11 protein-coding genes and 1 pseudogene are annotated in these 19,883 nt (G+C 30.8%); 6 read left to right on the top strand and 6 right to left on the bottom strand.

Annotated features, from left to right (window positions below):
* Positions 1-25 precede the first annotated feature (25 nt).
* The 4 genes from AGR56_RS13425 (at position 26) to AGR56_RS13415 (ending at position 9,673) form a co-directional block, all read left to right on the top strand.
* The gene (locus tag AGR56_RS13425; RefSeq protein ID WP_242851448.1) at positions 26-8,251 is read left to right on the top strand and encodes a glucoamylase family protein; all 8,226 of its coding nucleotides are present in this window, start codon (positions 26-28) and stop codon (positions 8,249-8,251) included.
* 148 nt (positions 8,252-8,399) lie between these two features.
* Positions 8,400-8,708 carry a helix-turn-helix transcriptional regulator gene (locus AGR56_RS13420; protein ID WP_053243339.1) on the top strand — a complete coding sequence of 103 codons (309 nt, stop codon included), beginning with the start codon at positions 8,400-8,402 and terminating at the stop codon, positions 8,706-8,708.
* A 79-nt stretch (positions 8,709-8,787) separates the two neighbouring features.
* Complete coding sequence (locus tag AGR56_RS23485) at positions 8,788-8,913, top strand: hypothetical protein (RefSeq protein WP_347460481.1); 126 nt, start codon at positions 8,788-8,790, stop codon at positions 8,911-8,913.
* A complete protein-coding gene (locus tag AGR56_RS13415) occupies positions 8,867-9,673 on the top strand; it encodes a DUF2156 domain-containing protein (protein ID WP_347460480.1) in 807 nt (268 codons plus the stop codon). The genes AGR56_RS23485 and AGR56_RS13415 overlap by 47 nt, the downstream gene beginning before the upstream one ends.
* 134 nt (positions 9,674-9,807) lie before the next feature.
* On the opposite strand, the gene AGR56_RS13410 is transcribed toward AGR56_RS13415, so the two are convergent.
* The 3 genes from AGR56_RS13410 to AGR56_RS13400 are packed head-to-tail and all read right to left on the bottom strand — an operon-like array spanning position 9,808 to position 12,398.
* Positions 9,808-10,653: an ABC transporter permease gene (locus AGR56_RS13410; RefSeq protein WP_053242659.1), complete on the bottom strand. Its 846-nt coding sequence runs from the start codon at positions 10,651-10,653 to the stop codon at positions 9,808-9,810.
* Complete coding sequence (locus AGR56_RS13405; RefSeq protein ID WP_053242658.1) at positions 10,595-11,353, bottom strand: ABC transporter ATP-binding protein; 759 nt, start codon at positions 11,351-11,353, stop codon at positions 10,595-10,597. Before AGR56_RS13405 ends, AGR56_RS13410 begins: the two co-directional genes overlap by 59 nt.
* Before the next feature lie 19 nt (positions 11,354-11,372).
* Positions 11,373-12,398 carry an ABC transporter substrate-binding protein gene (locus AGR56_RS13400; RefSeq protein ID WP_053242657.1) on the bottom strand — a complete coding sequence of 342 codons (1,026 nt, stop codon included), beginning with the start codon at positions 12,396-12,398 and terminating at the stop codon, positions 11,373-11,375.
* 206 nt (positions 12,399-12,604) lie between these two features.
* On the opposite strand from AGR56_RS13400, the gene AGR56_RS13395 reads away from it, so the two are divergent.
* Positions 12,605-12,781, top strand: a complete 177-nt coding sequence (locus AGR56_RS13395) for an H-type small acid-soluble spore protein (RefSeq protein ID WP_053242656.1) — start codon at positions 12,605-12,607, stop codon at positions 12,779-12,781.
* Between the two features lie 145 nt (positions 12,782-12,926).
* On the opposite strand, the gene ppx is transcribed toward AGR56_RS13395, so the two are convergent.
* Positions 12,927-14,426 carry an exopolyphosphatase gene (gene ppx, locus AGR56_RS13390; protein WP_053242655.1) on the bottom strand — a complete coding sequence of 500 codons (1,500 nt, stop codon included), beginning with the start codon at positions 14,424-14,426 and terminating at the stop codon, positions 12,927-12,929.
* A 262-nt stretch (positions 14,427-14,688) separates the two neighbouring features.
* On the opposite strand from ppx, the pseudogene AGR56_RS13385 reads away from it, so the two are divergent.
* Positions 14,689-16,780: pseudogene (locus AGR56_RS13385) on the top strand (RNA degradosome polyphosphate kinase).
* A 397-nt stretch (positions 16,781-17,177) separates the two neighbouring features.
* Here AGR56_RS13385 and AGR56_RS13380 read toward each other — a convergent pair.
* Together AGR56_RS13380 and AGR56_RS13375 are read right to left on the bottom strand one after the other, a co-directional pair.
* Positions 17,178-18,140, bottom strand: coding sequence for a restriction endonuclease (locus tag AGR56_RS13380; protein WP_231017413.1), 963 nt, complete (start codon positions 18,138-18,140; stop codon positions 17,178-17,180).
* A gap of 18 nt (positions 18,141-18,158) precedes the next feature.
* Positions 18,159-19,748 (bottom strand): 1,4-alpha-glucan branching protein domain-containing protein, encoded by a 1,590-nt coding sequence (locus AGR56_RS13375; protein ID WP_053242654.1) that lies wholly within the window; start codon positions 19,746-19,748, stop codon positions 18,159-18,161.
* Positions 19,749-19,883 lie beyond the last annotated feature (135 nt).

The raw sequence follows: 19,883 nt of genomic DNA, 5'->3' as shown, positions 1-19,883 counted from the left end.
AGAATATAAAGATATAAAACATAATATGTCGGAGAGTTTATATAAAGAGCTTCCTATAATAAATAAAGGTTCAGTAAAAGGATTGCCAAGGATATATCATATAAGTACAGAACTAATATCGCATACAGATGGAAAAGTAGATGAAAACATTATCCTTTCATTTATTAATGCTTATGAAAAAAGGAGTGTGCTTACAAGTTCTGAACTTTGGGTACTTCCAACTATGCTTAGAATAGCAATTATTCAGAATATAAGTAGGGTTGTTTCAGGGATAGTTTTTGCTGAAAGAGAGAAAAGAAAAGCAGATAAGCTTGGAGATAAAATAATAAAACTTTCAGATAAAGAGTTAACAGAAAATGAAATAAAAAGGTTAATAAAAGGAAATATGATATTTTCTACACACTTTATGGAAAGATTTTTAAAGGTTATCAGAGATAATGGAGTAGAAAATGAAAAAATTTATAAGTACATAGAAAATATTATGGAAGTTCAAGAGATGGACAGTAATAGAATGATTATTATTGAACATCAAAAACAGGCAAAGTTTCAAGTGTCGATGAGAAATTGCATAAGTGGAATAAGGGAAGTGGAAGCATTAAATTGGAAGGAATGTTTTGAAAAACTTAGCATAACCCATCAGATATTAAAGAAAGATCCGTCAAATATATATATAAATATGGATTATGCATCAAGGGATTACTATAGGCATAGAGTAGAAGTTATTTCAAAGCAAACGAGGTTGCCAGAAGCATACATTGCAAGGACAGCAGTTAAATGCGCTGATGAAGCAGAATCAAAAAGTGAATTGAAAAAGCATGTTGGGTATTATCTTATGGATGATGGCGTAGAAGAACTAAAAAATAAGCTTAAATCTAAGAGAAGTGGAACAATAGATTTTAGAAGTTATATAGATAAGCATAAAGTTGCAGCATATATATGGGCTAATGTCCTTGGAACAATTTTATTAACTGTTTTTATGCTTTGGATAATATATGTTACAGATAGTTATGCAAAACCTTGGAAATACATTGTTGGTGGGATAAGTATCTTAATACCGTGTTCCGAAATAGTTAACTCAATACTAAATTGGAGTATAAATCATTTAATTAATCCTAGGTTTGTACCTAAAATGGAATTAAGCAGTGGTATACCAGATTACGCAAAAACAGTTGTAGTAATACCTACAATTTTAAATAGTGAAGATAGAGTAATTGAGCTTATGAAAAATATGGAGGTGTACTACCTTGCTAATAAAGAAAAAAATATATACTTTGCGATATTGGGGGATTTCAAAGACAGCTATGTTAAAAATGATATTAACGATGAAAAGATAAATAGAATTGCACTCAAAAGGGTGAAAGATTTAAACCGCAAGTACAGCAGTAATGGTGAAGATATATTTTTCTTTTTAAATAGATATAAACAATTTAATAAAAAACAAAATATGTGGATTGGTTGGGAAAGAAAACGTGGTAAACTTATGGAATTCAATTCACTGATAAGAGGAGATAAGAATACAAGTTACAATGTTATTAGTGGAGATATAGAAAAACTAAAAGATGTAAAATATGTAATAACGCTTGATGTTGATACAAAGCTTCCAAGAGATGCCGCTAAAAAACTAATAGGGGCTGTAACCCATATTTTAAATAAACCAGAGATAGAAAATGATAAGGTTGTTCGTGGATATGGAATTATGCAGCCTAGAGTAAGTATAAGTACAGTAAGTGCCAATAAAACCATGTATTCCAAGATATTTTCAGGTGAAACTGGAATTGACACTTACAGTACAGCAGTATCAGATGTTTATGAAGATTTATTTGCAGAAGGTATTTACACAGGAAAAGGTATATACGATATTGACGTGTTTCAAACTATGCTTAAGGATCAACTTCCAGAAAATGCTATATTAAGCCACGATTTGATTGAAGGATCATACACAAGAACAGCATTGGTAACAGATGTTGAACTTATAGATGGATATCCTGCATATTATAATTCAAGTTCAAAGAGACTGCATAGATGGGTTAGAGGTGATTGGCAGATTGCAGCTTGGATATTTAAAAAATCACCTATAAATGCTCTTTCTAGGTGGAAGATTGCAGATAATTTAAGAAGAAGCCTTGTATCTCCAGCAATTGTAATACTTAGTATACTGGCATTTACAGTACTTCCATATAATCCGGATAGATGGCTTAGTGTAGCATTTTTAGCATTGATATGCCCATGGCTATTTGATGTGTCAGAGGTTGTAGCGTCTCCTATAAGGGGACTTAGTTTATCTGGAAAAATAAACAGTAGCAAAACGGTAATAGAACAAGTGTTTTTAATATTTGCTTTTTTGCCATATAAGGCTTATTTAATGCTTGATGCAATAATAAGAACACTTTATAGGATGCTTATAAGCAAAAAGAAATTACTTGAATGGCAGACAGCAGCTGATAGTGAAAGGTTAATGGGAAGAAAGCTAAATGATTTTATTAAGACGATGTGGAGTGGAAGCGTTGTTGCTCTTGTTATAGCATATATTTCATTTTCAAAAGAAATAAAAATTGGAATGATTATGTTTCCTTCTTGTGTAATATGGTTTATAAGTCCAATTATTGCTTATTATATAAGTAAAGAAAGAGGATTAAAGCATGCAAATATTTCATCTCAAGATAACTATTTCTTAAGAAGAATGTGCAGAAAAACCTGGGCCTATTTTGAAGATTTCGTAAATGAAGAATCAAATTTTCTTGCTCCAGACAATTATCAAGAAGAGTACAATAAAGGAGTTGCATATAGAACATCTCCAACAAATATGGGAATGGGGCTTACTTCTAACATAGTTGCATACGATTTTGGTTTTATAGGAATCGAGGAGTTTGTAAATAGGGTTGATAAAGTGCTTTCTGAGATGGAAAGTTTACCAATGTATAGAGGTCACTTTTATAATTGGTATGACACAAAAACAAAGGAACCTCTTAAACCGCTTTATGTATCTACCGTAGATAGTGGTAACCTTGTTGGATATTTGTGGCTTCTCATAGGAACAATTAGAGAGTACGAAAACAATCCTATAGTACGAAAGGAATATAAAACAGGAATAGAAGATACCTTAAAATTAGCAGTGGAAGAAGTAGAGGATGGATACTATGAAGATATATTAAATGAAATAGCCACAGATGATTTCAGCTTGAGTTTTTGGTGTGAAATGCTAAACAAAATATTAGATAAAGTCAAAAGTGTAGAAGAGAACTATGATAGAGATAAAATTTATTGGAATATGAAGCTTAAAGCTATGTGTGTAAAATTTATAAATGAAATCGAAGAATTCTCATTTCCAGTATCAGAGATAAATGAAAAATTTAAAAATGACTATGAAAGCATTGAATTTTTAAATGAAATATTAATGCACACACCAATAAGTGATATACCATATGAAATTGAAAAGTTAAGGCTAAAAAAATCTAGTGCTGAATTAGTTACAAGAATAGTAAACAATTTTGATAAACAAAATAGTAAAGTTAAAAGCCTTCTTTTAAAGATGGATAATTTAAAAGAAAGATTAAGAAAAATATCAAATCAAACGGATTTTTCAATGTTGTTTGATAAGAAGAGAAAATTATTCGCTATAGGTTATGATATAGAAAGCGATAGTCTTGGAAAGAGTTATTATGATCTTCTAGCATCTGAAGCAAGACAGGCAAGTTTTATAGCAATAGCTAAAGGAGATGTAGAACAAACACATTGGTTTAAACTTGGGAGATCAATGACATCTATAGCTGGTAGAAAAGGACTTGTATCCTGGAGCGGAACTATGTTTGAATACTTTATGCCTCTTGCCATAATGAAGAGTTATCCAGATACTCTTCTTAATGAAACATACAAAACCGTTATAGAGGCTCAAAAGAAATACTGTAGAAGCAGGAAAGTGTCGTGTTTTGGAATTTCAGAATCTGCATATTATAGCTTTGATGTAGACAATAATTATCAGTATAAGGCTTTTGGAGTTCCAGGAATAGGATTAAAACGTGGGCTTGCAAATGAACTTGTTATATCTCCGTATTCAACTGTTATGGGACTTCAAATTGATTTTAAAGATTGTTTAGATAATATGAGAGAACTTGTAAGTGAAGGAATGGAAGGAAGATATGGATTTTATGAAGCTTTAGATTATACAAGAGGAAGATCCGATAAGAACAGGGATAAGTCCATTGTAAGATGCTTTATGGTTCACCATGAGGGAATGAGTCTGATGGCACTTGATAATGTTATTTATAATAATGTGCTGCAACAAAGATTTCATTCAAATCCAAGGGTAAAAGCTACAGAACTTTTGCTTCAGGAAAGAATTCCAAGGAGAATTGTATATGATAGAGAACAAGTCTTTGATGTACCAGAATTTAAAGGATTAAAACAAAATATTACTGTTAGGACATATAGAACTCCTAAAACGCCAACTCCGGAAGTGCAGCTTTTATCGAATGGAAGATATTCTTTGATGATATCAAATAGTGGAAGTGGATATAGTAGACGAGATAATATTGAAGTTTATAGGTGGAGGCATGATGCAACTAAAGATGATACTGGAATGTTCTTTTATATAAAAGATGTTTCAACGGGAAAGTGGTGGAGTCCGACTTATGAGCCTTGCGAGAGCGAAGGAGATTTTTATGAAGCTGTCTTTGCTCTTGATAGGGCAGAATTCAAAAGAAAAGATGGAAATATTATAACTAATACTGCTGTAGCGGTTTCTAATGAAGAAGATGCTGAGGTTAGAAAAATATCAATTACTAACAAGACGGCTTCTTCTAAAATATTTGAAATAACGAGTTACTCTGAGATAACTATAGCACCGCATGATGCAGATTTGGCTCATCCTGCTTTTAGCAATCTTTTTGTAACTACGGAATTTGTAAAAGCTCCAGAATGTATTATTGCATCAAGAAGACCACGAAGTGATAAGGATACAAAGTACTGGATTATGCAAAAAATGATAGTAGAGGGAGTAGAGCTTTCTAATACGTCTTATGAGACCAGCAGAGTTAATTTTATAGGAAGAGGAAAAAGTAAAAATAATCCTGAGGGTATCAATAATCCACTTAAAAATACTGCAGGTGATGTACTTGATCCAATAATAAGTATAAGAAAAAAAGTAAAAATACATCCTGGAAAAACGTGCAATATATATTATATTAATTCTATATCAACATCAAAGGATGAAGTTATAAGCACTGCGGAAAAGTATAGTAAATATCACAGCTTAAAACGTGTATTTGAACTTGCACGGACTCAAACTCAGGTTGAAATGAGCTATATGGGAATAAAATCAAATCAGGCAAATATATATCAAATAATGGCATCAAGAATATTGTTCGTAAATAGTTCTCTTAAACTTAGAGAAAACTACGTTAAGAATATAAAAAACTCTCAACCGCATTTGTGGGGGTACGGTATTTCTGGAGATTTGCCTATTTTACTTCTCCTTGTAAGAGAGGAAAATGATGTTGATCTTGCAAGACAAATGATTCTTGCGCATGAATATTTAGAGACTAAAGGTCTCAATTATGATTTTATAATTTTAGATCTTCAAGAAAATTCATATATTCATATATTAAAGGATTCAATAAGAGACTTGATTGCAGCAAGAAATTCCAATATAAAGAAAAAAAATTCTGGCAGGATATTTCTTTATGGTAAATCGGAAATACCTGAAGAAGATATGAATTTTTTAATAGGTATAGCTAAATTTGTGGTTGATTCCAAAGATGGACTTTTAGTAAGTCAAATTAAAAATGAGATGAAAGAGGATAATGAAATCCCAGACTTAAAAACAAAAAATGTTAAATATAATATAAAACCGCATAAATTTGAAATTGGAAGCCTTAAATTTTTTAATGAATATGGAGGATTTAATAAAAATGGTGAGTATACTATTATTTTGAATGATGATAAGAATACTCCTGCCCCATGGATAAATGTAATTTCAAATGATAAATTTGGTTTTCATGTATCTGAAAGTGGCTCTGCTTATACTTGGTATGAAAATAGTAGAGAAAATAAAGTGACACCTTGGTACAATGATTGGGTATCTGATCCACCTGGAGAAGCTCTTTATGTTCGTGACGAGGATACTGGTGAATTTTGGAGCATATCACCTAAACCTGTTAGGGATAAAGAAGACTATATAATTCAACATGGTTTTGGATATTCTACATTTAAGCATTATAGGGAAGGAATAATAGGAAGTATCACTATGTTTGTTCCTATGAATGAGAGCATTAAAATATTAAAGGTGAATTTGAAAAATAATACTGAAGTTCATAGAAGCTTGTCTATTACGTATTTTGCAGAACTTGTTTTAGGGGTTGCCTATGAGCAAACTTCTAATTATATTTCTACGTATTTGGAAAATAAGGAAAAAGTAATATATGCACAAAATCCTTATAGTACAAATTTTGGAAACGCATTTGCTTATTTAAAGATGTATGGAGGAGAAGAAGAAAGCTTTACAGGCAGCAGAAGAGAATTTATAGGTAGAGGAGGTAACACTGAAAATCCTGAATTTATGAAGAAATCAAGACTTTCAAATTATGTAGGCAGCGGAGAAGAACCATGTGCTTGCGAGAATACTAAAGTAGAACTTAAACCAAACGAGGAAAAAGAAATTATTATAATGTTTGGAGAAACTGTTTCACTGGATAAAGCAATGGAGATAACTCAAAAATATTCTTCTTTTGAGGAAGTAGATAAGGAGTTAAAAAACACTAAAGAATACTGGGATTCGTTACTTCACACTATAACTGTAAAGACACCTGATGAAACTATGAATTTACTTATGAATGGATGGCTTATGTATCAGACTTTAGCATGTAGGGTATGGGCAAGAACAGCATTTTATCAATCTGGAGGAGCCTATGGTTTTAGAGATCAACTTCAGGATGTTATGTCATTAAGTTATATAAAACCTGAAATTACGAGAAGGCAGATTTTAATAAATTCGTCAAGGCAATTTCTAGAAGGAGACGTTCAACATTGGTGGCATCCTATAGTTAACAGTGGGATAAGAACTAGGTTTTCCGATGATTTACTGTGGCTTCCATACGTAACCTTAGATTATATAAAAAATACAGGAGATTACAGTGTACTTGATGAAAAAGTTAACTATATAGACGATGAACCTTTAAGAGAAGGAGAAGATGAAAGATATAATATTGCAAGAGTATCTGAAAAATCTGAGAGTGTATATGATCACTGTGTAAAAGCTATAGAAAAAGGGTTAAAATTCGGAGTTCACAACATACCTTTAATGGGTAGTGGTGATTGGAATGACGGCATGAACACTGTAGGCAACAAGGGAAAAGGCGAAAGTGTTTGGCTTGGATGGTTTATGTATTCTATTCTTAAAAATTTTAAAGAAATAGCTAAGTTGAAAAATGATGAGTATAGAGTACAAAGATATAATGAATTGAGTGAGTTTGTGAGAGAGAATATTGAAAAGAATGCTTGGGATGGAGATTGGTACAGAAGAGCGTATTTTGATGATGGAACGCCGCTTGGTTCTTCAGAAAATGAGGAATGTCAGATAGATTCTTTAGCACAGTCTTGGGGAATTATATCTGGAGCAGCAGAACCATCTAGAGCAAAACGCTCTATGATCTCACTCGAAAAATACCTCGTAAAAGAGGATAAAGGTGTTATTTTACTTTTAACTCCACCATTTAGCTCATCAAAACTTGAACCAGGTTATATAAAAGGATATGTACCAGGCGTAAGAGAAAATGGAGGTCAGTACACTCATGCAGCTACTTGGGTAATATATGCTATGACGAAACTTGGAGAAGGAAAAAAGGCAGTTAAGTTGTTTAACATGATAAATCCTATAAATCATACAAAATCCTACTATGATTGTCATACCTATAAGGTTGAACCGTATGTAATGGCAGCTGATGTTTATGCAAAACAGCCTTATGTGGGTAGAGGAGGTTGGACCTGGTATACAGGAACAGCAGGTTGGATGTACAGAATAGGGCTGGATGGAATTTTGGGATTAAAGCTTGTAGAAGGGAAAGGATTTTCAGTAAAGCCATGTATTCCAGAAGATTGGAATGAATATACAATAAAATACAACCACTATAATTCGGTTTATAATATAAAAGTTATGAGAGGTTCAAACAAAGAAATAAAATTCGATGGAAAGAATATAGAAGGAGATGTAATTCCCTTCGCAGAATTTGGCCACCATGAGGTTGAAATTATTATTTAGATTATTTATAATTTCGTATTCATTAGTGAAAAAGTGAAGGAATTTTCTGTCGCAAATGGTGAAGGGTTTTAACTTGCATTGCTCGTTAAAATCCTTCACTTATATAATATACCTTGACAAACTTTCATTGTTTTATTACTATAGAACTATGAAAAAAGTCGATTTGGTAAAAATATTTAAAGCATTATCATGTGAGCAAAGGTATAAGCTTTTTAAGATGCTATATGAATGGTATGAAACAAATAAAGATGATGGAGGGAAATACTGCTTTAATGAAGGAGTTGAAAAATGTTTTACTAAGGCATGCTGCTGCATGAAATTATCCCGTTCAACGATATCGCATCATTTTAAAGAGCTTCAAAATGCAGGACTTATAGAATATACACGTAATGGACAATGTTTTACGTGCAAAATAAATTTAGACGCTGTTGAGGCAGTGAGAAATTTCTTAAAGTAAGGTAGTTAAATATTTTTTGTGGTAAAAGTTCGATTACTGACGAACTACAAAAAATATAATTGTAGGTAAGGAGATTTTTATGTTAGAGTTTAAAGAAGTTACTATTGATGATAAAAATGTATTTGATAAGTATTTAAAGGATTATAAATTTAAAACCTGTGAATTTTCTTTTACAAGTTTTTCTTATATGGAGAAAAGGCTGTGATATTAAATACTGCATATATGAAGATGCCCTTATAATAAAGAAAAAGGATTTTAATGAAAAATATCATTTTATGCAGCCAATAGGATATTCTAGAGAAAGCTTAAATAAGATAATTGAAAGTCTTGAAGAATATAAAGAAAAAAATAATATGGCTTACTTATTTAAAGATGTTGAAGATGAATTTAAAGATGAACTTGAAAAAGTTTATGGTGACAATATTAAAATTGGAGAAGATGTAGATAATTTTGATTATATTTATTTAAGTGAAAAATTAATTAATCTATCAGGAAAGAAGTTACATTCAAAAAAGAATCACTATAATAATTTTGTTAAGAATTATGATTATACAGTTAAAGATCTTTCGGAAGAAGGAGTAATTGAGGAGTGTATTTCAGCTAGTGAAAGATGGTATGAGGAAAATAATAGGGGTGATATATATTTAACCTATGAACTCGAAGGAATAAAAGAAATATTGAAATATGCTGATATATTAAATTTGAAAGGAATTGCAGTGTATATCGATGATGCACTCTCAGCTTTTACAATTGGAGAAATTGTCAATGACAATATGGCAATAGTTCACATTGAGAAGGGAAGAAAGGACGTTAATGGTATATATGTGTTTATTAATAAAACCTTTGTTGAAAGGTATTGCAGTGAAGTAATCTATGTCAATAGAGAGCAGGATTTAGGTATTGAAGGATTGAGAAAGGCCAAAATGTCATATAAACCAGTAAAACTTGAAAAAAATACTGTATAAATATAACAATTGTTATAAGTTTATACAGTATTTTTAAGTTCAATAGCTTTTGGCTTAGTTTTTTATAGTAGTTACCACCTTTCAATATTGTAATGATATTGATAATATCATAAAGAAGGCTAGAATTAAAGGTACTAGTACCTAGCATTTAATTTTTTTTCAAGTAAGTCAACAGCTAAATACATTATATAAGCCAAAATAGATAAAATTACGATACTCATCATTACCATATCTAGCTGTGAAATTTGACCACCATACACAATTAAGAAGCCTAGACCTTCTTTTGCAACAAGAAATTCACCCATTATAACTCCAACCCAAGATAAGCCTACATTTATTTTTAAGGCAGAAATTAAAGTTGGAATCGAAGCTGGGATTATTAGGTTAAGGAGTATTTGAAGTTTATTTGCACCAAGTGTTTGAAGAAGCTTTATTTTGTCTGAATCAACTTCATTAAAACCATTTAATACACTTATTATGGTTGTTACAATTGAAATTAAAAGGGCTACTATAATAATTGCTTTCATTCCATTTCCTACCCAAAATATTATTATTGGTGCTAAAGCCACTTTAGGAAGTGCATTGAGCACAACTAAATAAGGATCTAATACCTTTGAGGCAAATTTAGACCACCATAAGAGTATAGCAATAATTGTTCCTAAAATTGTTCCAGATACAAAACCTATGATAGTTTCGAAGCAGGTCACCAATATATGAGTAAATAGAGTTCCTTCTCCGTATATTGTTATAAGACTCTTAATCATTCTGGAAGGAGTACTTATAAGAAATGGATCTACCCAGTTTAGATCACCAGCAATTTCCCAAACCGTGAAGAGGGCTATAAGTATGGAAATTCTAGTGATTCTAATTTTTATTTTTTCTTTTTTTAGATCCAAAATATATTTTTTTTGTTCTATAGTCTCATTCACTTTTGTCCATCTCCTTCCATATAATATCAAAGTAAATTCTAAAGTTTTCATCCTCACGTCTTTTAATTGGAGATTCTTCCTTTAAGTCTATTGATACATCCTTTTTTATATAAGCAGGACGCTTTGAAAGTATTAGTATTCTCTCAGATATAGAAACAGCTTCTGCTATATCATGTGTTACCATAATTGCTGTTTTTCCTTCTTTCTTTATTATGCCGCAAATCTCACTTCCAACATTAAGTCTAGTTTGGTAATCTAAAGCTGAAAATGGTTCATCTAAAAGTAAAACCTCAGGATTTAAAATTAGTGTCCTAATTAAAGCAACTCTTTGTCTCATGCCACCAGATAGCTCGTTTGGGTGATGATTTTCAAAACCACCTAATCCATATTTAACTAGGAAATCACCTATTTTATCTTTGATTTCATGTGTGTATTTTTTTTGTATTTTAAGACCAAGAGCTATGTTATCTTTTACTGTAAGCCATTCAAAAAGATTATCTTTTTGAAACATGTAACCAATTTTAGGTGAAACACCTTTTGTTAAAGTGCCATCTATATATACTTCGCCGCTTGAGGGTTTCAAAAGTCCAGCAATTATATTTAAAAGAGTTGATTTTCCACAACCAGAAGGTCCAACAATACTTACAAATTCTCCTTCTTTTATTGAAAATGATATATTCTTTAGTGCTTTTGTTTCTGCTTTTAGGGAATGATAATTAACAGAAATATTTTTAACATCAACTTTATCCATTTTATTATCACCTTCTAAATTATTTAATTTTCTGCACTGCCTCCTTTGCAAAGCTGTTATTTACTATAGTGTTAAAGGAAGGTCTTTCTTTTATGAGAGAAGATTTATAACTTTGAATTATATCCATAAGTCTTGTTAAATCTTTTTCACTTAAAGCAGGGGTTTCAGCAAATGCTCCTATTTTTCTATAATTTTTTACTGAGTTTTCAATTAAACTTTCACTAGTACCAGGAAAAAATGACTTTATAGTAGAAGCGACTTCTTTATCTGAATGATTTTTTACCCATAATTGACCTTTGTATATTGCATTTGTAAACTTTTGAATTACGTCTTTATTTTCTGTCATGTAAGATTTTGTGGAGAAAAAGCAAGTATATGGAAGTGTTCCAGCCTCGGCCCCAACTGATGAAACAATATACCCAGATTTACTTTGAGTTAGCAAACTTCCTGTAGGTTCAAAAAGCGTTGCGTAATTACCTGTGCCACCTTTAAATGCACCACCAACTGCTTTGAAGTCTATATTTGTTATTACATTCACGTCTTTACCTATTTTAAGGTTCTTATTCTTAAGCACATATTCCAATGCCATTTCTGGAACTCCACCAGGTCTGCCTCCAATTATAGTTTTGCCTTTTAAATAAGACCAGCTAAAATCTTTTTCCTCTTTCCTACCAACAAGAAAAGAGCCATCTTTTTGTGTAAGTTGTGCAAATAGTATTGGGTAATCCTGCCTATGTTGATTGTAAATATAGATTACTTGCTCAGGACCACAAAAACCTATATCGGCATTTTTGCTTAAAACTTCTTGCATAGTTTTATCTGCACCTTGACCAGTGGAAATGTCAAGCTCAATTCCATTTTCCTTGAAATAACCATTGCTTATAGCAGCATACATTGGTGCGTAAAATACAGAACGTGTAACTTCATTTAAGCGAACTTTGGTTAAGGAGCTTGTGCTTGTTTTTTTTCCGCAAGATGAAAACAAAGTTATTAGCATTAAAGAAGAAACTATAAGAGATAATATTTTCAAATGTTTTTTTCTCATGAATGACCTCCGTAATATATTACTTAATTCATAATATGAAGTGTGAAGGAGATAAGTTATTATTTTAAATTTCTTAGCATAAAATTTTTAAAAGTTTAAATAATAAATCTATGCTAAAAATAATGTTGATAAAGATTTATGTCATTACTATCAACATTCTTTAAGCATAGCCAGTAATAAGTATAAAAGCTATAGGAGGAATTATCGTGGAAAAAGAAAGAGTAAAGGAAATACTTAATTCCAAAGGATTTATAGAGGTAAGATATAAAAACAAACCTGTATATTTGGAGGGAATTGGAACAGATCAGGATGGCAAGATTTTAGTAAAAGATTTAACCACAAGTGAAAAGTTTAATGTAGATATTAGAGAACTTACAACTTGAACGCTATATGAAATAAATTGTATGAAAGATTTAAAGTGAAGAGGTTGTGAAAAAAAGGTATTCTATAGGTTTTACTACACCACGCATAAAGCATTATAAGCGACCAGTAAAAAAGAATACCTACATTTTCACATCCTTCTATATATCATACAACATATAGCTTTTTACCTAAAAGTTCATTAAATGAGTCTGAAATTGTTTGAGCTTGTTTTATAAGAAAATCAGAATTAGTATTTGAAACAGTTTTTATTATTATGACATCATCATTTATGGTGCATTTTATATCAGTTATTGAATTTGATAAATCTTTATCTAGATTTTCAGCGATTCTAATTAAAATGCCTATTACCTTTATTGAATATAAATCAACCTTGTCAATTAGAGTTTTATATTTATCAAAATCAGATGGCAAACTGTCGCTTCTGTGATAATATGCAGCAAAAGCACTCATGACACATTCACGTGGAGTTAAGCCATATATAATAGAGTTAAGTATCACATAGGCAGAGTGCTTGTGATGATAGTAATAGGAAATATTGCTTCCAATATCATGAAGCATACTTGAGGTTCTAATTACATTTATAAGGTAGTCATCTAGTCTGTGAACTGGTTTTAGTTCATCAAATAAAGATAGTGTAAGTTTATAAACATGATTACTATGTTTAGGATTCATGCTGTTGTTTATCATGATATTATTTATAGAGAAACCAAGAATGTCATCTATTTTTTGTTTATTATAAAGAGTACTTAAAAGAACACCTTCGCGAAGTCCATTTCTACTTATTATTACGTGTTTTATTTTGCACATATCAATTAAAGTATTAACTGCACATACGGCACCAACAAATATGTCAGTTCTGTTTTTGGATAGACCCTTTATTTTCTTCCTTTGCTCAGCAGATTTCAATTTTACTTCATCATATATATCTAAAACTTCAGCACTGTCTAGCTTATAGTTGTGAATTAAATTCAGTGGATAGTTGGTTCTTTTTTTGCTTATCTTTGCTATGTTTCTTATGCTGCCCCCTATACCTATAAGGGTATTTACTTTTAAATCATTAAGCCATGCTATTTTTGAAAAGCTGTCCAATAGGAAACTTTTAAGATTTTTTTCCTCTGCATTTGAAATTGAGTCTTGAAGGTTGAATTTTTTTGTTAAAGTTATGGCACCAAATGGCAAACTTATGCATTCTTTTAAGTTCCTATTTTCTACAAGTATTAGTTCTGTACTCGCACCACCTATATCCATTATAAGTCCGTTGTTAATGCTTAAAGTATTTATAGAAGCAAAATAATCATAGTAAGCTTCTTTTTCACCAGAAAGAACTTGTATATCTAAATTAATTTCGGATTTTATTCTATCTATTAAATAAGATTGGTTTTTGGCTTTTCTTACAGCTTCTGTGGCAGTTGCTATTATTTTAATATCCGGAAAAGTAGCACAAAAGTTTTTATAAAGCCTAAGCACGTTTATGGTTTCTTGTATTTTTTCTTCTTTAAGGCTTCCATTATTGTCGAAGCCTTCACCCAGACGAACATATTCTTTTAATTCTGTGATGATTTTAAATGAACGTTTGTCTGTTATTTCAGTTATAAGAAGCCTTACGGAGTTAGAACCAATATCTATTACGCCAATGTGTTTCAAATTATCATCTTCCAATCTTTATTAAAATATTTTATTATTATATCACATTTATTAGTTAAAGTGAGAGGCTTGTATATTATACATTAGCGTATGTAAAGTTTAGGTTAAATATAATAATATTTCATGTTAATTATGCTATAATTATAGAAATATGTTTAGGGCGGACATAGTAAATTGTGTTTTATTTTAATAAAAATAGAGAATTTTTTGAAGAATTAATGGGAATAAAGCCTATAATTAATATTACAAGAGGGTGATGTATATGGGAAAATGGAGTTGTGATAATTTTATAAACAGGGAATTAAGTTGGCTAGAATTTAATAATAGGGTTTTAGAAGAGACCTTAGATGAAAGCAATCCTCTTTTTGAAAAAATTAAATTTTGCTCAATAACCAGTTCTAATTTAGATGAATTTTTTATGGTTAGAGTTGCATCTATAATAGAGCAAATTCATGCAGAATTTACTATTCCAGATATAGCAGGTTTTACGCCAGAGGGACAGCTTACTCAGATAAGGATTAGGGTTAGAAAAATGGTTGAAGATGAGTATGTATGTTATAGAAAACTTTTAGATGAACTTAGAGAACAAAAGATATATATAGTTAAACCAGAAGAATTAAATGAAGCGCAGAAAAAATATATAACGGAGTATTACTATGATACTGTTTTTCCTATTCTTACCCCAATGGTTATGGATAGCAGCAGACCATTTCCACTTATATTAAATAGAAGTTTAAATATAGCATTATTTATAGAAGGAAAAGATGATTCTGTAATGTTTGGAACTGTTCAAGTACCTTCTGTTATAGGAAGAATAATTAAAATCCCATCTCATGGTAAAGAAGTAGTTTGTATTTTACTTGAAGATGTAATAAAAATGTTTGCTCAAGATTTATTTAAAGGGCATAAGGTTATTACTATGGGAGATTATAGAATAACAAGAAATGCAGACCTCACTATAGATGAGGAAGGTGCGGAAGATTTGCTTGAAACTATTGAGCAGTCAGTGAAAAGAAGAAAATGGGGAGAGGTAGTAAGAGTAGAGGTAGAGGATGGAATAGATTTAAGGCTTCTAAACAAGCTAAAAGAAGAAGTTGAAGCTAATGAAGCTGATATATATATAATAGATGGTCCAATTGATTTGACATTTTTGAATAAGTTGGCTTCTCTTGAGGGATATGATTGGTTAAGATATCCAAAGTTTGAGCCACAGCCTATTCTTGAATTTTACGGAAAAGATAAAGATATGTTTGAAGTTATTTCTAAGCAGGATGTACTTGCATTTCATCCATATCAATCTTTTGAATATGTCGTTGATTTGGTAAAGAAGGCTTCTAAGGATCCAAGAGTACTTGCAATTAAGCAAACTTTATATAGGGTAAGTGGTAATTCACCAATAGTAAATGCTCTTATGGAAGCTGCAGAAAATGGAAAGCAAGTTACTGTACTTGTTGAACTAAAGGCTAGATTTGATGAAGAAAATAATATAGTATGGGCTAAAAAACTTGAAAAAGCAGGCTGTCACGTAATATATGGGCTTTTAGGACTTAAAATACATGGAAAGGTTCTTCTTATAGTGCGAAATGAAAAAGATGGTATTAAAAGATATGTTCATCTCGCTACAGGAAATTATAATGATGTAACAGCTAATTTTTATACAGATTTAGGGCTATTTACATCTAATAACCTAATTGCATCAGATGCATCTTCTCTTTTCAATATGCTTTCTGGATATTCTCAAATAAGTGAAATGAATAAGCTATATATTGCGCCTATAAACTTGAGAAAAAAGTTTTTTATTACTTATAAAAAAGCAAATTGAAAATGCTAAGGAGGGAAAAAGGTCACTTATTGTTGCAAAAGTAAATTCATTAGTTGATAAAGAAATTATCGAAAAATTGTATGATGCTTCTGAAGCAGGAGTTAAAATAAGTCTTATTGTTAGAGGAATATGCTGCTTGAGACCAGGGATAAAAGGTGTAAGTGAAAATATAAAAGTTATAAGCATAGTTGGCAGATTTCTTGAACATAGTAGAGTTTTTTATTTTAGAAGTGAGGATGATGAAGCTATATATTTATCAAGTGCTGACTGGATGAATAGAAATCTAGACAGAAGAGTAGAAATATTATTTCCGGTTGAAAGTAGTAAGTTAGTTAATACAATAAAAGAACAGCTTAATGTGTATCTTAACGACAATGCAAAAGCTAGAATATTAAATATGGATGGAACTTACACAAGAACTCAGGTTACGGGCCAAATCGCCATAAATAGCCAGGCATATTTTGAAGATCAATATAAAAAATACGCAAAAAAATTAAGAAAACGGGAAAAAGAAAACAATTTAAACCAATAAAAATGTAATCATACGCGGGGCATGGGCTTTGCCCATTATCCTTCTAGAACTAAAATAAACTGCTTTGTTAGCAACAGACAAAAACATTGAGTAAATACAAAATAAAAATAACGACGGGGCAGTGGGCTTTGACCCATTATCCTTCCTAGAACTAAAATAAACTGCTTTGTTAGCAACAGACAAAAACTTTTACGTGCACAGCACCGTAAAACCCTTCACCTTTCGCATAGCGAAAACCTTAGTCTTTTAACAAACGAAGTGAGTTAAAACCCTTCACTATAGTGCTCAACAAATTCCAGTTTGTAAGGATAAATTTGGTATTGGTAATTTAAATATTTCAGCTTGTTTATCTATAAAAAGAGAGCATTTCAAAATTAGAAATACCCTCTTGAGCTATTTAAATGTATACTTTTCTTAACAAAAGTAATTTTGTAGTATCTTCGCTTAAAGCATCATAGTATTGAAATAATTTTAAAACAACATCGCTTAATGACAAATTAATCATAAAAAACTTATCATTAACTCCATTTTTAACAGGCAGTGATATAGGATTATTTGAAATAACAAGATATTTATTGATATTGTCATTATAACTATTCAATATATTTAATAATGTATCTAAATTCGATACTTCGTTATCATTAAGATGGCAAACCCTTATTATATTTTTAGTAAAACTAAGTTCATCTTCACTTATAATAAGATAAGAATTTTCTCTATCATTATCATAATTACTGCTTACCTTATACTTCATAGCACACAATAATTCTTTTATAAGTACTTTAAATTTATCTTTATCCATATTTTTAAGGAGTTCTTTAATACATTCTAAGACTTCATTATATATTTCATTTTCTTTGTCCAAAGCTTCTTTAACATTTCCATTGCTTACAAGAAGTCTTTCTATTTCTACATCACAATTAAACACTCTAAAAACAACATAATTTTGACTTAACGAATCCTTAAGTTCCTTAGAAATTAATTTTTCATTTATATGCTTTTCTATCCACTTCACTTTCAATACATTAGGCTGTTTAGGATATAACTCAGCCATATATTTATACCCTTCTAAAACTATTCCTATATAGTATTCTCCAGTCACAGCATTATATGTGATTATTCTATCATTTTTATTTATTTCTCTTGAAAATCTCCAAATTTGACTTTCATATTGTATTCTCTTACCAGGCATTACATCGCTGTAAACTTGATCACATCTTATTAAAAGCTTGTCTTTAGTTTCATATTCCAAAGGATTTCCAATTTCACTCCATCCAACTGTAACTATGCCATTTTTCATCCAAAAATCAATCAAATCTTCATTGACTTTGCAACTTATCATCCACCAATTTGCCGCCACGAAAATCCCTCCTATATTTTATCCGTTTGTTTTAGCATATACCTTATAATTTATACTTGGAAATATATTATCTATTTTTTCTACTTTCTCTAGATTTTTTAACTCTATGTTATCTTTTGTTATATCATCATAAATTGTCATAAATCTATTTAAATGGCTATTTATTCTTCTAACTGCATAATCAACTGTAGTATTGTTTTTTATAATAAAAGGCCAATCTGAAGATTCTGCAAGCATAAGTTCTCTTGCCGCTTGGTTTAATGCTCTTTTTTGAAGTTCACTTGGGTCAGTGTAAGTATTAGCAAGCCTTATCATTATTTCTTCACATTTGTGAAGTTCTCTATATATCCATTGGTTAGAAGGGTTTACCCAAACAGAATAATCACTATTTTCTCCCCAGCTTGACGGATTTGGAGTTGAACATTGAACCATAGGATTCATCTCAAGATATTCTGATGGAGTTATAAGTTCATATGAAGTCCATTCTTCAGCACTTTTTCTTATGAACGCATTTATAAAATCCGGTCCCTCGAACCACCAGTGTCCATACAATTCAGCATCGTACGGGCAAGTTATAATAGGTGGTTTGTCCATGTGCTTTGAAACTTCATTTATCTGATCATTTCTACATTTAGAAAAATGTGATGCATGCTGCCACACTTTTTGCATTGCTTCATCTCTATTGTATATCTCCTTATTCTCAGTATTGCCAGTTATTTTATAATATTTAAAACCAGTATCTATTCTTATGCCAGAGACATTTATATATGGTTTTATATAGTCCATAGGAAGTTCATATCCTATGTCTCTATAAAATTCTCTATAGCTAAAATCTCCAGGATATCCCATAAAGTCGCTCCACACTTGATATGATGAATCCATATCCCTTCCGAAAGTGCATACACCATTTGGAACTGCTATAGGAGCATTTGTTCCATACATCGGTTTAGGAGAAGCATATAGCACCGCTTTACTTTCCGATATAAAATATTTTATACCATACTCCTTAAGTACACTATCTAGCGAATAACTGTAAGCACATTCAGGAAGCCATATACCTTTTGGAGCATGTCCCATAACTTTAGTGTAAAATTCTACACCCGTCGCAATTTGTGCCCTAACTGCTTCAGGATTTACAGAAATAAGCGGTAATAATGCATGCGTAGCTGAACAAGTTATTATTTCAAGACACCCAAGTTTATCAAACTTTTTAAATGCATTCATTAAGTTATTATTATACTTTTCATATGTTTCAAGAAGTCCTTTAAATCTGTCATTATAAAAATGTGCAACTTTATTTTTTTCATAATTATTTTTAGTTCTTATTAATTCTTTATTTGAAAGTTCTATAGACTTATTAAGATATTCAAGATATCTTTCATTTAGATACTCATCTTGAAGCATAGACATCAAAGGCGGTGTTATGGACATTGTCATTTTAAATTTTATTTTATCATTTAAAATTCCATCAAAAGCTTGAATAAGTGGAATATAGCACTCACTCATAGCCTCAAATAACCATCTTTCTTCAAGTGGATCATTAATTTCAGGATGCCTTATAAAAGGCATATGACCATGAAGTACAAACGCAACATATCCTTTTTTCAAATTTATTCACCCCAATCAACTTATTTCCCCTTAGATGTGCACACAGGAAATTTAAAATAATTATTAATAATTTCTTTTGAGCATTTTTCAAAATATTCATTATTATATTTAGAGTAACAAATTACCAATCTGGGA

The organism is Clostridium sp. DMHC 10 (assembly GCF_001270375.1).
In the GTDB taxonomy this organism is placed as follows: domain Bacteria; phylum Bacillota; class Clostridia; order Clostridiales; family Clostridiaceae; genus Clostridium_S; species Clostridium_S guangxiense.
The sequence above is the reverse complement of the archived record's forward strand: the minus strand, read 5'-3'. Positions and strand labels throughout refer to the sequence as shown.